This window comes from Stenotrophomonas sp. (assembly GCF_032061965.1).
GTDB lineage: Bacteria > Pseudomonadota > Gammaproteobacteria > Xanthomonadales > Xanthomonadaceae > Stenotrophomonas.
Genome location: NZ_DAMBEF010000015.1, coordinates 1 through 13,633 on the forward strand (window position 1 = coordinate 1; position 13,633 = coordinate 13,633).

Here is a 13,633-nt window from a genome sequence, read left to right on the forward strand (position 1 = left end):
GTCTCACGGCCAAAGAACTCGTCCAGCGGACGGCCATTGACGGTGATGTTGCCGGAGCCCTTGCGCAGGAACACGCGGGCGGTGGAGGACTTGCGGCGGCCAGTGCCGTAGTTTTGAGTGATAGCCATGATTAGATATCCAGAACCTGCGGCTGCTGTGCGGCGTGCGGATGCTCAGTGCCGGCATAGACCTTGAGCTTGCGGTACATCTGACGACCCAGCGGGCCCTTCGGCAGCATGCCCTTGACGGCGATCTCGATCACGCGCTCCGGGTGACGCTCCAGCGCCTGCTCCAGGGTTTCGGTCTTCAGGTTACCGATGTAGCCGGTGAAGCGATGGTACTTCTTGTCCTTCAGCTTCTTGCCGGTTACAGCAATCTTGTCGGCATTGATGACGACCAGGTAATCACCGGTGTCAACATGCGGGGTGTAGACCGGCTTGTGCTTGCCACGCAGGCGGCGAGCCAGCTCGGTGGAGAGACGGCCCAGCGTCTTGCCGGCGGCGTCAACGAGGTACCAGTCGCGCTGGACGGTCTCGTTCTTTGCAGTGAAAGTGCTCATAAAGAACTCAGGTAGGTCGGGCTGATTGCGGCGAGATGAACCACCGGAACTTTGCCACGCGTTGTGAAGGTGAAACAGAAGAGGCGGGATTGTACCGGCGATGCCCGGCCCACGCAAGTTTGCCCTGAACGGCCGGCCGGCTCGGCCTTGGCAGGCCCCTGGCCAGCGGCGAGAATCGGGCTATCCCACAGTAGCGCCCGCCATGATCACCACCCGCGTACAGACGCCCCTGGACCACCTGCTGACCGAAGCCCAGCGCGCCTTGGACACGGTGTTCGGCAACCCGCCCGCCGCCCGCCCCAACCCCGCAGGCGATACGCCCGAGGTGGTGCTGGAGCCGGCAGAAGTCCGCCATTCGGCCGGTCTTATGCGCATCAACCATGTAGGCGAAGTCTGCGCACAGGGGCTGTATTTCGGCCAGGCAGCGGTCGCCCGCGACCCTTCCACCCGCGCGCACCTGCTGGAAGCGGCGCAGGAAGAAACCGACCACCTGAGCTGGTGCGCCGACCGTCTGCGCGAACTGGACAGCCGTCCGAGCCTGTTCAATCCGCTCTGGTATGCCGGCAGCTACACCATTGGCACCCTGGCCGGGCTGCGCGGGGACGGCTGGAACCTGGGCTTCGTGGTGGAAACCGAGCGTCAGGTTGAGGCGCATCTGGACGAGCACCTGGAAACCCTGCCGCCGGCCGATCAGCGCAGCCGCGAGATCCTCAAGGTGATGAAGATCGACGAGGCACGACACGCCGAACACGCCGAACACGCGGGCGCGCGCAAGCTGCCCTTCCCGATTCCGTCGGTGATGGCATTGGCCTCCAAGGCGATGAAGGCCGTCGCCTACCGGGTTTAAGGCCTCACCTGTAGCGCCGAGCCCTGCTCGGCGGGGCCTTACCGGGAAGCCCTACCTGTAGAGCCGAGCCATGCTCGGCTGGGGCCTTACCGGGAAGCCCTACCTGTAGAGCCGAGCCATGCTCGGCTGGGGCCTTACCGGGAAGCCCTACCTGTAGAGCCGAGCCATGCTCGGCTGAGGCCTTACCGGGAAAGCCTCTGCCGAGCATGGCTCGGCACTACGGTCAGCTGACCAGTTTCAGACCGACTACACCGGTCACGATCAGGCCTATGCACAGCAAGCGCGGCCAGCTGGCACTGTCGCCAAACAGGAACAGGCCGGCGATGGCGACGCCAACGGCGCCAATACCGGTCCATACCGCATACCCCGTACCGACGGGGATCGTGCGCAGCGCCTGCGTCAGCAGCCACAGGCTGATGCCTGCAAACACCACGGTGAACACGCTCGGCCAAAGCCGGGTAAAGCCTTCGCTGTACTTCAGGCCCAGCGCAAAGCCAATTTCAAATACGCCCGCCAGCAGCAGGTAGATCCAGGGCATTGCCAACTTCCTCTACAAAAAAGACGGCGGCCCAGTGCATTCACACCGGGCCGCCGTCGACAAACGTCTGCATCAGATACAGGGCGGGCCGTCCCGCCTGTTGTCACGCAAGCCGGCATGCCGACCTGCGCAGATACTGCTTATTCGGCCAGGTTGCGGCCGTGGAACAGCTCTTCGATCTCACGGCGCAGCAGCGCTTCGATCTTCATGCGTTCCTTGAACGACAGGTTCTTGGCCTTCTCTTCGAACAGGTACTGGTCCAGGTCGAAATCCTTCAGGTGCATCTTGGTGTGGAAGATGTTTTCCTGATAGACGTTGACGTCGAACATCTCGTAACGCGACTTGATGTTCTTGGCCAGGAAGTTCTGGATCGAATTGATCTTGTGGTCGATGAAGTGCTTCTTGCCCTTCACGTCGCGGGTGAAGCCGCGCACGCGGTAGTCCATGATCACGATGTCCGATTCCAGACTCTCGATCAGGTAGTTCAGGGCCTTCAGCGGCGAGATCACGCCACAGGTGGCGACATCGATGTCGGCACGGAACGTGGCGATACCTTCCTGCGGATGGGTCTCCGGGTAGGTGTGCACCGTGATGTGCGACTTGTCCATGTGCGCGACCACCGCATCGGAGATCAACTCCTTGCCGGCAGCCTTCTTGTCGATCACGGGTTCCTCGGAAATGAGAATTGTGACCGATGCACCTTGGGGGTCGTAATCCTGGCGCGCGATGTTCAGGATGTTCGCACCGATGATTTCAGCCACATCGGTGAGGATCTGCGTGAGTCGATCGGCGTTGTATTCCTCGTCGATGTACTCGATATAACGCTGGCGCTCCTCTTCGGTACGCGCATAACAGACGTCGTAGATGTTGAAGCTCAAGGCCTTGGTGAGGTTGTTGAATCCTTGCAACCTCAGGCGAGGCAACGGCTTGACCACGGCGGTCGATCCTGTAGATGGTGGGAAAGGGGGAATTATGGGGCAAAGTTCCCCCCTGTGATACGTGCGCCCCTTATACCGGTTTGCCCCGTATGATCAGCGTGGTTAAGCTTGCCCATTAAGCAAGTTCATCCAAACTGTGAACGCCATCATGAGCCCAGGGAACGCCAACACCGTGTCAAACGTGCGTCTCGCCTCCAGCCCGCTGGCGCTGGACATTGCTACCATCGACCGCTTCCTGGCCCACAGCCACCGCCGCCGCTACCCGGCACGGACCGATGTGTTCCGCCCCGGCGACCCCGCCGGCACCATGTATTACGTGATCAGCGGCTCGGTCAGCATCATCGCGGAGGAAGATGACGACCGTGAGTTGGTGCTGGGCTACTTCGGCGCAGGCGAGTTCGTCGGCGAGATGGGCCTGTTCATCGAGTCGGAAAAGCGTGAAGTCATCCTGCGCACCCGCACCCCATGTGAGCTGGCCGAAATCAGCTACGAGCGCCTGCACCAGCTGTTTCTGGGCCCGCTGTCCACCGACGCACCCAAGCTGCTGTACGCCATTGGCTCACAGATCTCCCGCCGCCTGCTGCATACCAGCCGCAAGGCAAGCCGGCTGGCCTTCCTGGACGTGACTGACCGCATCGTGCGCACCCTGCATGACCTGTCCAAGGAACCGGAGTCGATGAGCCATCCGCAGGGCACCCAGCTGCGCGTCTCCCGCCAGGAAATAGCCCGTTTGGTGGGCTGTTCGCGGGAGATGGCCGGTCGCGTGCTGAAGAAGCTGCAGGCAGACGGCATCCTGCATGCCCGCGGCAAGACAGTGGTCCTGTACGGAACGCGGTAACGTCCGCCTCGAGGACGACACTGCAAGTCTCTCTTACGTCGCCCGGGTGAGCGCAGCGCACCCGGGTTGTTGTTATCGATCGGCCCCTCCCGCCAAGGCCTTCGAAGGTTCAATGCCTTCTGCCTGATGGTCCCCCGGGTGCGCTGCGCTTACCCGGGCTACTGCATAGTGAGTGTGCGGCGAGGACAGTTGGAGGCCACGATCCGACGCCAGCGGATTTCGAAAAGGTGTCTCATCCAGCCTGAGACTGTCGCGCAAACTCGCCGTTGCGCAGCCCAAAGCGTGAACCCGATCCGATTTCACGGATGTTTGGCGGATCTGCGTTTTTGTGACCCCCATCGCAACCACCCGCACCCCAGTGGCAGCTTCTGGCAGCTTTATCGATCTTGCCCACCTTGACCTGCCCTGCCCCTGCCCGCAGGCTGGGCCATGGAATTTGGCAGCGAATTTTACTGGTTCATCCTGATCGGCCTGGGCGCGCAGCTGGTGGATGGCGCGCTGGGAATGGCATTCGGGCTCATTTCGTCCTCGGTACTGCTCAGCATGGGCCTGCCACCCGCGGCGGTCAGTGCCAGCATCCATACCGCCGAGGTATTCACCACGGGCGCCTCGGGGGTCTCGCACCTGGTCGCTGGCAACGTGGACAAGCGCCTGTTCTTCCGGCTGGCAATCCCCGGCGCCATTGGCGGGGCAATAGGCGCCTATGTGCTGACCCAGCTGCCCGGCGACGTGGTGCGTCCCTTCATCTACCTCTACCTGCTGGTGCTGGCGATCTTCATCCTGGCGCGCGCGGCGGGTAAGTTCATGGCCAAGCAGGAAGTGAAGCGGGTGCCGGTGCTGGGTTTCTTCGCTGGCCTGCTGGACGCTACCGGCGGCGGCGGCTGGGGGCCGGTGGCCACCTCCACCCTGCTCGCCCGTGGTGGCCAGGCGCGCACCACCATAGGCTCGGTCAACGCAGCCGAGTTCATTGTGACCTTGTCGATCTCGGCCACCTTCCTGCTGTCGATGGGCCTGCAGCACCTGTCCATCGTCGCCGGCCTGCTGGTCGGCGGGATGATGGCCGCGCCGGTAGCGGCGCTACTGGTGAAGCGGGTCAAGGAGCGCTGGGTGCTGATCGCCGTCGGCGTGCTGGTGCTGTCGATCAGCCTGTTCCAAATCGGCATGGCGGTGGCGAAGCTGCGCGGAGGGTGAGGCAAGGGCCCTGCCCGTTTAGCAATGCGCGAGCTTTCTGAGCCCCTCTCCCGTTTACGGGAGAGGGGGTTGGGGTGAGGGACGCCTTTAAGCTCTAAAAGCTCCCCTCATCCGCCCCCCGCCTTCGCGGGGGCAGGCTCTTCGGGCACCTCGCTCCGCGCCCCGGCCCCGCGTAGCACGCGGGGCGTACGAACAGTCACAAGCCTTTGGCTTGTGAACGCCTGTTCTTAACCCCGCATGCGGGAGAAGGGAGATTTCCACATACCTGCAATCTGATAGCCCCTCTCCCGTTTACGGGAGAGGGGTTGGGGTGAGGGCAGCTTTTGACCTTGCCTTGGAGCCGTAAAAGCTCCCGTCAGCCCACCAGGCACCGCGCCCCGCAAAGCAACCGGAAGAAGGGGTCCCGGCTCCGCTTTGGATCAGTTCGGCCGCGGCTTGCCGCCGCGGCCGGGGCAACCCCAGTTGAGAATCGGCGTGCCCGCCGGCAATACCTTGCCGAAATACGCCACCCGCGAATGCTTGGGATTGACCACCACCGGCGCCTTGGCGGCCTTGAGCAACGGCAGGTCAGCGGTGCTGTCCGAGTAGGCGATGGCGATATCGCCGTAGCCACGCTCGCGCAGCATGCGCATCTTCTCTTCGTTGTGGCAGTGGCGGGTGGCGCCCATCGCCCCCAGTCGCGGGCCAACCTCGCTGCCGATCACCGGCACGCCCTGCTCGGCCACGAAGGCCAGGATGGCGCGGGCCAGTTCAGGCGGCGCGCCGGTAGCCACGATCACCCTGTCGCCGGCGCGGCGATGGCCGGCAAACACGGTCAACGCGTGTGGCAACAGGCGCTGGCGGATGTCGGCCTCGTGCTTGAGCACGTACTGGTCGATCACCTTGTTGAATTCACGGGCCTTGTGCAGGCCGAACGTGGCAATCCACACATAACCGGAAATACCGAAGCGACGGGTCGGCAACATCGCCACCAGCGGCCCCAGCAGCGGCGTGGCAATGATCGCCGCCAACAGCCGCAGTGGATTGCGCTTGATCAGCCAGGCGAACAGGTGACTGCCCGAATCGCCGTTGTAGAGCGTGTGATCGAAGTCGAAGACGACAAGTTGCGCGTCGTCGCGGGGCAAGGGGTAGGAATCAGTCATGCCGTAAAGAATAGCTGACGCAGGCCCTCGCCCGGTTCCTCCACGCGCATGAAGGCCTCGCCGACCAGGAAGGCGTTGACCCCGGCATCGCGCATGGTCTTGACGTCATCAGGCCCCAGGATCCCGCTTTCGGTGACCAACAGGCGATCGCGCGGCACCGCGTCCTTCATCGACAAGGTGTTCTGCAGCGACACCTCGAAGGTCCGCAGGTTGCGGTTGTTGATGCCGATCAACGGCACCGGCACCTGGATGGCGCGCTCCAGTTCGTCGATGTCATGCACCTCCACCAGCACGTCCATGCCCAACTGCATGGCCAGGTTGGACAGCTCGGCCAACTGCTGGTCATCCAGCGCCGACACAATCAGCAGGATGCAGTCGGCACCCAGCACACGCGCCTCGTAGACCTGGTAGGCATCAATGACGAAATCCTTGCGCAGCACCGGCAGGGTGCAGGCTTCGCGGGCCTGCTGCAGGTACAGGTCGGCGCCCTGGAAGAAATCCACGTCGGTCAACACCGACAGGCAGCTGGCACCGCCGAACTCGTAGCTGACCGCAATATCGGCCGGATGGAAGTCCGGGCGGATCACGCCCTTGGACGGGCTGGCCTTCTTGACCTCGGCAATCACCGCCGGGTCGCCATTGGCGATGGCCGCCTGCAGCGCATTGGCAAAGCCCCGAACCGGCGGCGCATCGGCCAGGCGCGCCTGCAACTCGGCCAGCGGTACGCGGGCGCTGCGCTCGGCCACCTCCTGCGATTTGCGGGCGAGGATGGTGTTGAGGATGTCGCTCATGGTTCTGCTTCCTGGTAACGGGCGTTGCGGGCGCGGGTGATCGGGAGGGGGAACGTCAGGGAGTAGCGGCCAGCGCACGGCTGGCTTCAACGTACTGCTGCAACCGCGCACGCGCACTGCCATCGGCAATGACGGCGCGGGCGCGGGCCAGGCCATCGGCGATGCTGTCGGCCACGCCTGCCACGTACAGCGCGGCACCGGCGTTGAGGGCGACGATATCGTTGGCCGGGCCCGGCTGGTTGTCCAGCACGCCGCGCAGCATGGCGATGGATTCCTCCGGGTTATCCACCTTGAGGTTGCGGCTGGCCGACATGGCGATGCCGAAATCCTCGGGATGGATTTCGTATTCACGCACCTTGCCGTCGCGCAGCTCGCCAACCAGGGTGCCGGCGCCCAGCGATATCTCGTCCATGTTGTCGCGGCCCCACACCACCAGCGCACGTTCGGCGCCGAGCTCGCGCAGCACGCGCGCCTGGATACCGACCAGATCGGAGTGGAACACGCCCATCAGGATGTTGGTGGCGCCGGCCGGATTGGTCAGCGGGCCGAGGATGTTGAAGATGGTGCGCACGCCCATTTCGCGGCGTACCGGTGCAACCACCTTCATCGCCGGGTGGTGCATGGGCGCGAACATGAAGCCGATGCCGGTCTGCTCGATGGCGCGTGCCACCTGCTCGGGCTGCAGTTCGATCACCGCGCCCAGCGCTTCCACCGCGTCGGCACTGCCGGACTTGGAAGACACGCTGCGGTTGCCATGCTTGGCCACCTTGGCACCGGCAGCGGCCACCACGAACATCGCGCAGGTGGAAATATTGAAGGTATGCGAGCCGTCGCCGCCGGTGCCGACGATATCGACCAGATGGGTCTTGTCGGCTACCTGCACCGGACGTGCGAATTCACGCATCACCGTGGCCGCTCCGGCGATCTCGCCCACGGTTTCCTTCTTGACCCGCAGGCCGGTGAGGATGGCCGAGGTCATGGTCGGCGAGATTTCGCCGCGCATGATCTGCCGCATCAGATCGACCATCTCGTCGAAGAAGATCTCGCGGTGCTCGATGGTGCGTTGCAGGGCTTCCTGCGCGGTAATGGTCATGACAACTCCAGAAATTACGAAATAACGATGTAGTCGCTTTGACTGTGGATGCCCGCGTGCGCCCCAGCGCGCAGCTGCACATGCAGGCCACCGATCGGCCCGACCGGCAGGCAGCTATCCACTTCCAGCAGCGCGTCGCGGTGCGGCTTGATCCATTGCGACTGGGCTTGAGCCAAGGCTTTGCGCTTGGCCTCGACCGCATCGGCGGCGACCACCAACAGGTAGCGGTGATCCTCCCCAAACTGGCCTTCGACGTAGCCGCCGAGGTTGACGAAGAACAGCATCGGCGCATCGGCAGCGGGGGCGTCCTGCGACAGGCGCACCTGCCAGTCCTCGACACCATCCACCGTCATCCACGAATCCAGATGCAGGCCGGCAGCCTCGCCGAACCACTGCTGGCGCAGCTGCGGGTAGGTCTGTTCGATCGTGGGGCCGATGGCGAACACCACGTCGTGCACTTCGGTATTGGCACGCGCATGGCGGCCACCGAGCATGACCACGAACAGGCGGAAGTCCTCCAGGCTCATGCCGTCGGTCTCGCGGTGAAGGCCAGACGCAGACCGAAACCGATGAACAGCACGCCGGCCAGCTTGTCCAGCCACTGCATGCCACGCGCGGCCCAACGGCTGCTACGCACACGATCGGCAGCCAGTACATACGCGGCATTGATCGGCAGCGCGTTGACGGTGAACACCAGGCCCAGCAGCGCGAACGCCAGCGGCTTGTTCTGCACCGATGGCGCGATGAACTGCGGCAGGAAGGCGAGAAAGAACAGCACTACCTTCGGGTTCAGCACATTGGTCAGGAAGCCACCGGCAAACACCTGCCAGAACGAGCCGGCACTGCCGCTGCTGGCGGCGATATCGGCCTGCAGCGTCGAGTCACCGGTAGCTCGCAGCAGGCGTACACCCACCCACAACAAATAGGCCGCGCCGATCCACTTGATCACGGTGAACAGCGTGGCCGATGTCGCCAGCAGCACGCCCAAGCCCAGCGACGCCAGCGCCACATGCACCAGACAACCGGCACTGATGCCGGCAATGGCGGCAAAACCCGAACGACGGCCACCGCGCAGCGCGCGGCTGATGATGTACAGCACGTCCGGGCCCGGCGTCAGGTTCAACAACCAGCCGGCCAGCATGAACAGCAGCAGCTGGCTTGGTTCGATCAACATGTGCGGTCCAGGAAGTTCTTCATCAGCGCATGGCCGTGCTGGGTGAGGATGGATTCGGGATGGAACTGCACGCCTTCGACCGGATATTCACGGTGGCGCAGGCCCATGATTTCTTCCATCGAACCATCCGGGTTCTCGGTCCAAGCGGTGATTTCCAGCACCGACGGCAAGGTATTTTTGTCCACCACCAACGAGTGGTAGCGGGTCGCCTCGTAGCGGTCCGGCAGGCCGGCAAACACGCCCTTGCCTTCATGACGGATAGGCGAGGTCTTGCCGTGCATGATGTTGCCGGCGCGGATCACATCACCGCCATAGACCTGGCCGATGCCCTGATGCCCCAGGCACACACCAAACACCGGAATCGTCGGGCCCAGCTGGCGGATCACCTCCAGCGACACACCGGCTTCGTTCGGCGTCTTCGGGCCGGGCGATACCACGATGTGCGAAGGCTGCAGCGCGGCGATTTCAGCAACGCTCATCGCGTCATTGCGCACCACCTTGACCTCGGCACCCAGCATCTGCAGGTATTGCACGAGGTTGAAGGTGAAGCTGTCGTAGTTGTCGATCATCAACAGCATGGTCAGTAACTCATTGGGCGATCAGGAAGATCGCGTAGATATTTTCGGAAAGGGTGAGGCTGCCGGCCTCGAGGGCTTCGGAAACCACATCATTTGGCCGCGGCTCGGGCGCATCAATCAGCGGGATGGGCGGTGGAGCAGGCAACCCCGGCCAACGCCCGGCCTCTATGCCATAGCTGAAATTCGGTGCAACTTCGGTGATGGTGTAAAGGCCACCCAGCCGGACACCATAGGCATCGGCCAGACGACGTGCCGCTTCACGCGTCTGCTGCGCCGCTTGCCGCTTGAGATCCGCGCGCACCACAGCCTCGTCGCTATAGCTGGTAGTAAGACCAGACACCTGCAATTCCTCGCTGGTCTGCAGGCCTGCGAGCAGCCGCCTTACATCCTCGAGTGTTTTGAAGCGGGCAGCCAACGAGCGCTGCACCCGCGTACCCGAGAACACCTGCGTCTGATCTTCATACCTGTACTCCGGGGTGATGCTCAACGCCGACGCCTGCACACTGTCAGGCAGCGCATGCTGTGCCTTGAACGCCGCCAGAATCTTCGTGGCATTGGCCTGCGCCCGCTCGCGTGCAAGTCCAGGATCCTTGTCGATCGAGCGCAGGGTGATACTGATACCGAACCGATCCGGCATTACTTCGCGCTCGGCCTCCCCCTTCACCAACAGATGCGGCTGCGACGGAATGGCACTGGCCTGCCCCCAAGCCTGCGGAACCACGGCCAGCAGCAACGATGACCACAGCAACATGTTCGACAGCTTCATGCGGCACTCCTTGTCATGGTGAGAGGAACAACGATGAGATCACGACGGTACAGGCGCGGGCCGGTTACAGCCCCTTCGCCGCCTGCGCTACCGCACGGAACAATGCGCGGCCCTTGTTCATGGTTTCCTGCCACTCGGCATCGGGGTCGGAGTCGTAGACCACGCCGCCGCCAGCCTGCACGTACAGGTAACCGTCCTGGATCACCGCAGTGCGGATGGCGATGGCGGTGTCCGCATCGCCGTTCCAGCCGATGTAACCAACCGCACCGGAATAGACGTTGCGCTTGACCGGCTCCAGCTCGCGGATGATTTCCAGCGCACGGATCTTCGGCGCGCCGCTGACGGTACCGGCCGGGAAGGTCGCACGCATCACGTCGCTATAGCTCAGGCCGGCCTTCAAGGTGCCGGTGACTTCGCTGACGATATGCATGACGTGGCTGTAGCGTTCGATCACGAACTGCTCGCCGACCTTGACCGAGCCCGGCTCGGCAACGCGACCGACATCGTTGCGGCCCAGATCGATCAGCATCACGTGCTCGGCACGTTCCTTGGGATCGGCCAGCAGCTCGACTTCCAGCGCCTTGTCCAGCTCCGGGGTGGCGCCGCGCGGGCGGGTGCCTGCGATGGGACGCACGGTGACGATGCCATCGCGCAGGCGCGCCAGGATTTCCGGCGAGGAGCCGACCACCTGGGTGCCGCCGACATCAATGAAATACATGTACGGCGACGGGTTCAACGCACGCAGCGCGCGGTACACATCGATAGGCCGCGCGCGGAACGGCACGCGCAGGCGCTGGCTCGGCACTACCTGGAAGATGTCGCCAGCGCGCACGTATTCCTGCGCCTTGCGCACCACCGCGTGGTATTCCTCGCGGGTGAAGGAAGACTGGAAATCCTGCTCGTCGATGGCGTCGGATACCTGCGACTGCGGGTAACCGGCACCGCCCTGACGCAGGCGATGGGCCAGCTCGTCCAGGCGCCGGTTGGCCCGCGCCCAGGCCTGCGGCTGCGCCGGGTCGGCGTGCACGATCAGGTAGAGACGGCCCTTGAGGTTGTCGAACACTGCCAGCTCTTCGGACAGCATCAGCAGGATGTCGGGCGTACCCAGTTCATCGGGCTTTTCGCCCGCGCCCAGGTGCGGTTCGATGTACTGGATGCACTCAAAGCCAAACCAGCCGACCAGGCCGCCAGTGAAACCCGGCAGGCCGTCCAGCTGCGGCACCGAATACTGCTTGCGCAGCACTTCCACTTCGGCCAGCGGATCGGCCACTTCACGGCGCTCGACCACGTCGCCCAGCTCGCTGACTTCCAGCGTATGACCGCGGAAGCTGTAGGTGCGGCGCGCCGGCAGGCCGATGATGGAATAGCGCCCGAAGCGTTCGCCGCCTTCGACCGATTCAAATAGATAGGTATACGGGCCGTCGGCGAGCTTCAGATAGACCGAGAGCGGCGTGTCCAGGTCGGACAGCACTTCGCGGACGACGGGTACGAAATTATGCGGGTGTGCGGTGTGGCCTTCAGCGGCCAGCTGCTGGAACTGCTCTTGCGTGATCAAGACGGCTTTCCTTCCGGGAATCGACGGTGGCGGTACGGACGACGGCAACGGGCCACCATCGCCACCAGCGGCGAGCGGAAGAAAGGGAACGCTTGGTCGTCAGAATGGGCACCGGCCAACTCTACCGCAAGAACGCCGCCCGGTGTGCATCTGCAACATGATCAAATGCTTGCAGCGGCAACGATTCAGCCGCCGAGCAGCGCGGTTCCGGCCGGTAGATGCAGGCGTACCCGTCCGGCCACGCACTGTACGTGGAAGCGCCGGGCCTGCAGCGGCTCGCCGTCCAGGTTCAGCGTCATTGGCTGCTCTGCCTCGATCCACAGCTCGCTCAATCGCGCGCGTTCAGCCACCTGGTCCAGCGCGGCGTGCTTGCCTTCGCTGAACAGAGTGCCCAGGGTCGACATGACCTCGCCGGACAGCTCCGGCACCACGGTGAGGTCCAGTTGGCCATCATCGAGCAGCGCGTCCGGGCACAGCTGCTGACCGCCGCCGGCCTGCCGGCCATTGCCGATGCCCAATGCGATGAAGCCCCCCTGCCAGTGAAAGCCGTCGCCATGGATGCGGGCCTGGATTGGCTCGATCTTGCCCAGCTTGGCCACACCGGTGATGACGTAGGCCAGTCCACCGAGCATTTTCTTCAGGCCGTCATGGGTTTCCACGGTCACTTCGGTGCCGAAGCCACCACTGGCCAGGTTGGCGCACCAGTGCACCTTGCCATCACCGTCAATGCGCAGCAGGTCGATCGGCTGCGCCGCGCCCTGGGTTGGCAGCTGCAAGGCCGCCAATGGTTCAACCGGAATACCGGTTGCCGTGGCGAAGTCGTTGGCAGTACCCAGCGGCAACAAGGCAAGCGCGGGCAATTGCGCCGCGTCCTGATCCGTGTGTGCCATGGCCTCGGCGACTTCGCTCAAGGTGCCATCGCCACCGCCGGCGATCAGCAATGCCGCCTGGGTGGCGATTGCCTCGCGTACATAGCGCTCTGCATCGCCGCCCTCCCAGGTCACCCGTACCTGCAGGTCGCGCCCCTGCTCGCGCAGCCGCGCGACGGCCTCGCGCACAGCCTCGTCACCAGCAGATTTACCGTTGAGTATCAGGAACCAGGGAGCTGCTTGCATGCGGTTCTCCTGCAAAGGCGCGCAGCCTAGCAAGGACGTTGCTGCAGGCAGGTGAATGTCACGTTGCTGTCACGATGCATCCGGAGAATGAAAGTCCATAGCAAGGACGACGGATGGAGGCAGGATCAGCCTCCGGCAAATTCCCCGGCCGCAACGGCAACGTTGCGGCTTTCTTTTTGCCTGTTGTGCGCCCTCTCCTTTTGCACAGCCAATGCGAGGATTGCGGGCGCTCTGCTGCGTGCTGCCATTGCAGCTTTTGTCCCTGTAGTGCCGAGCCATGCTCGGCTCGGGCTTTACCGGGAAAGCCTCTGCCGAGCATGGCTCGGCACTACTCATGACACCTCGCCCTTTTGCACTGCCAATGCGAAGATTTGCGAGAGCGCTCCACTGCGTGCTGCCATTGCGGCTTTTGTTCCCGTAGTGCCGAGCCATGCTCGGCTCGGGCATTACCGCGAAAGCCTCTGCCGAGCATGGCTCGGCACTACTCATGACACCTCGCCCTTTTGCA

General features: G+C 63.7%; 16 protein-coding genes. 3 read left to right on the forward strand and 13 right to left on the reverse strand.

Features of this window, described 5'->3' with window-relative positions; genetic code table 11:
• On the reverse strand, positions 1 to 128 hold a 128-nt coding region (gene rpsI / locus RT460_RS09720; protein WP_313318827.1), incomplete at its 3' end, for a 30S ribosomal protein S9.
• A gap of 2 nt (positions 129 to 130) precedes the next feature.
• On the reverse strand, positions 131 to 559 hold the full coding sequence (gene rplM, locus RT460_RS09725; RefSeq protein ID WP_293705814.1) for a 50S ribosomal protein L13: 429 nt from the start codon (positions 557 to 559) through the stop codon (positions 131 to 133).
• Positions 560 to 761: 202 nt separating this feature from the next.
• Between rplM and coq7 the strand changes: the two genes are divergently transcribed.
• The gene (coq7, locus tag RT460_RS09730) at positions 762 to 1,406 is read left to right on the forward strand and encodes a 2-polyprenyl-3-methyl-6-methoxy-1,4-benzoquinone monooxygenase (RefSeq protein WP_313318689.1); all 645 of its coding nucleotides are present in this window, start codon (positions 762 to 764) and stop codon (positions 1,404 to 1,406) included.
• A gap of 223 nt (positions 1,407 to 1,629) precedes the next feature.
• Here the strand turns inward: coq7 and RT460_RS09735 are convergent, their stop codons facing one another.
• Both RT460_RS09735 and speD read right to left on the reverse strand, forming a co-directional pair.
• Entirely contained in the window at positions 1,630 to 1,944 is a 315-nt protein-coding gene (locus tag RT460_RS09735) for a multidrug efflux SMR transporter (RefSeq protein WP_313318691.1), read from the reverse strand.
• 140 nt (positions 1,945 to 2,084) lie between these two features.
• Positions 2,085 to 2,879 carry an adenosylmethionine decarboxylase gene (speD, locus tag RT460_RS09740; RefSeq protein WP_054667806.1) on the reverse strand — a complete coding sequence of 265 codons (795 nt, stop codon included), beginning with the start codon at positions 2,877 to 2,879 and terminating at the stop codon, positions 2,085 to 2,087.
• Positions 2,880 to 3,030: 151 nt separating this feature from the next.
• Here speD and crp point away from each other — a divergent pair, with 151 nt between their 5' ends.
• Entirely contained in the window at positions 3,031 to 3,720 is a 690-nt protein-coding gene (gene crp, locus RT460_RS09745; protein WP_313318692.1) for a cAMP-activated global transcriptional regulator CRP, read from the forward strand.
• Between the two features lie 429 nt (positions 3,721 to 4,149).
• On the forward strand, positions 4,150 to 4,911 hold the full coding sequence (locus tag RT460_RS09750; protein WP_313318693.1) for a sulfite exporter TauE/SafE family protein: 762 nt from the start codon (positions 4,150 to 4,152) through the stop codon (positions 4,909 to 4,911).
• A 419-nt stretch (positions 4,912 to 5,330) separates the two neighbouring features.
• Here RT460_RS09750 and RT460_RS09755 read toward each other — a convergent pair whose 3' ends face one another.
• The 9 genes from RT460_RS09755 to yegS form a co-directional block, all read right to left on the reverse strand.
• Entirely contained in the window at positions 5,331 to 6,053 is a 723-nt protein-coding gene (locus RT460_RS09755; protein ID WP_313318694.1) for a haloacid dehalogenase-like hydrolase, read from the reverse strand.
• Positions 6,050 to 6,844 (reverse strand): indole-3-glycerol phosphate synthase TrpC, encoded by a 795-nt coding sequence (gene trpC, locus RT460_RS09760; RefSeq protein WP_313318695.1) that lies wholly within the window; start codon positions 6,842 to 6,844, stop codon positions 6,050 to 6,052. Before trpC ends, RT460_RS09755 begins: the two co-directional genes overlap by 4 nt.
• Positions 6,845 to 6,899: 55 nt before the next feature.
• A complete protein-coding gene (trpD, locus tag RT460_RS09765; RefSeq protein WP_313318696.1) occupies positions 6,900 to 7,937 on the reverse strand; it encodes an anthranilate phosphoribosyltransferase in 1,038 nt (345 codons plus the stop codon).
• Positions 7,938 to 7,951: 14 nt separating this feature from the next.
• Positions 7,952 to 8,464 (reverse strand): DUF1543 domain-containing protein, encoded by a 513-nt coding sequence (locus RT460_RS09770; RefSeq protein ID WP_313318697.1) that lies wholly within the window; start codon positions 8,462 to 8,464, stop codon positions 7,952 to 7,954.
• Positions 8,461 to 9,111, reverse strand: a complete 651-nt coding sequence (locus RT460_RS09775; RefSeq protein ID WP_313318698.1) for a LysE family translocator — start codon at positions 9,109 to 9,111, stop codon at positions 8,461 to 8,463. The genes RT460_RS09770 and RT460_RS09775 overlap by 4 nt, the downstream gene beginning before the upstream one ends.
• Positions 9,105 to 9,689 carry an aminodeoxychorismate/anthranilate synthase component II gene (locus RT460_RS09780; protein WP_313318700.1) on the reverse strand — a complete coding sequence of 195 codons (585 nt, stop codon included), beginning with the start codon at positions 9,687 to 9,689 and terminating at the stop codon, positions 9,105 to 9,107. Before RT460_RS09780 ends, RT460_RS09775 begins: the two co-directional genes overlap by 7 nt.
• A 10-nt stretch (positions 9,690 to 9,699) precedes the next feature.
• Positions 9,700 to 10,455, reverse strand: coding sequence for an SIMPL domain-containing protein (locus RT460_RS09785; protein WP_313318702.1), 756 nt, complete (start codon positions 10,453 to 10,455; stop codon positions 9,700 to 9,702).
• A gap of 64 nt (positions 10,456 to 10,519) precedes the next feature.
• Complete coding sequence (trpE, locus tag RT460_RS09790; protein ID WP_313318703.1) at positions 10,520 to 12,010, reverse strand: anthranilate synthase component I; 1,491 nt, start codon at positions 12,008 to 12,010, stop codon at positions 10,520 to 10,522.
• Between the two features lie 185 nt (positions 12,011 to 12,195).
• A complete protein-coding gene (yegS, locus tag RT460_RS09795) occupies positions 12,196 to 13,125 on the reverse strand; it encodes a lipid kinase YegS (RefSeq protein ID WP_313318705.1) in 930 nt (309 codons plus the stop codon).
• Positions 13,126 to 13,633 lie beyond the last annotated feature (508 nt).

Excerpts from the sequence above, each read along its gene's own strand:
- rplM (WP_293705814.1), bottom strand. The coding sequence starts at position 559 with ATGAGCACTTTCACTGCAAAGAACGAGACCGTCCAGCGCGACTGGTAC.
- coq7 (WP_313318689.1), top strand. The coding sequence starts at position 762 with ATGATCACCACCCGCGTACAGACGCCCCTGGACCACCTGCTGACCGAA.
- RT460_RS09735 (WP_313318691.1), bottom strand. The coding sequence starts at position 1,944 with ATGCCCTGGATCTACCTGCTGCTGGCGGGCGTATTTGAAATTGGCTTT.
- crp (WP_313318692.1), top strand. The coding sequence starts at position 3,031 with ATGAGCCCAGGGAACGCCAACACCGTGTCAAACGTGCGTCTCGCCTCC.
- RT460_RS09750 (WP_313318693.1), top strand. The coding sequence starts at position 4,150 with ATGGAATTTGGCAGCGAATTTTACTGGTTCATCCTGATCGGCCTGGGC.
- RT460_RS09755 (WP_313318694.1), bottom strand. The coding sequence starts at position 6,053 with ATGACTGATTCCTACCCCTTGCCCCGCGACGACGCGCAACTTGTCGTC.
- trpC (WP_313318695.1), bottom strand. The coding sequence starts at position 6,844 with ATGAGCGACATCCTCAACACCATCCTCGCCCGCAAATCGCAGGAGGTG.
- trpD (WP_313318696.1), bottom strand. The coding sequence starts at position 7,937 with ATGACCATTACCGCGCAGGAAGCCCTGCAACGCACCATCGAGCACCGC.
- RT460_RS09770 (WP_313318697.1), bottom strand. The coding sequence starts at position 8,464 with ATGAGCCTGGAGGACTTCCGCCTGTTCGTGGTCATGCTCGGTGGCCGC.
- RT460_RS09775 (WP_313318698.1), bottom strand. The coding sequence starts at position 9,111 with ATGTTGATCGAACCAAGCCAGCTGCTGCTGTTCATGCTGGCCGGCTGG.
- RT460_RS09780 (WP_313318700.1), bottom strand. The coding sequence starts at position 9,689 with ATGCTGTTGATGATCGACAACTACGACAGCTTCACCTTCAACCTCGTG.
- RT460_RS09785 (WP_313318702.1), bottom strand. The coding sequence starts at position 10,455 with ATGAAGCTGTCGAACATGTTGCTGTGGTCATCGTTGCTGCTGGCCGTG.
- yegS (WP_313318705.1), bottom strand. The coding sequence starts at position 13,125 with ATGCAAGCAGCTCCCTGGTTCCTGATACTCAACGGTAAATCTGCTGGT.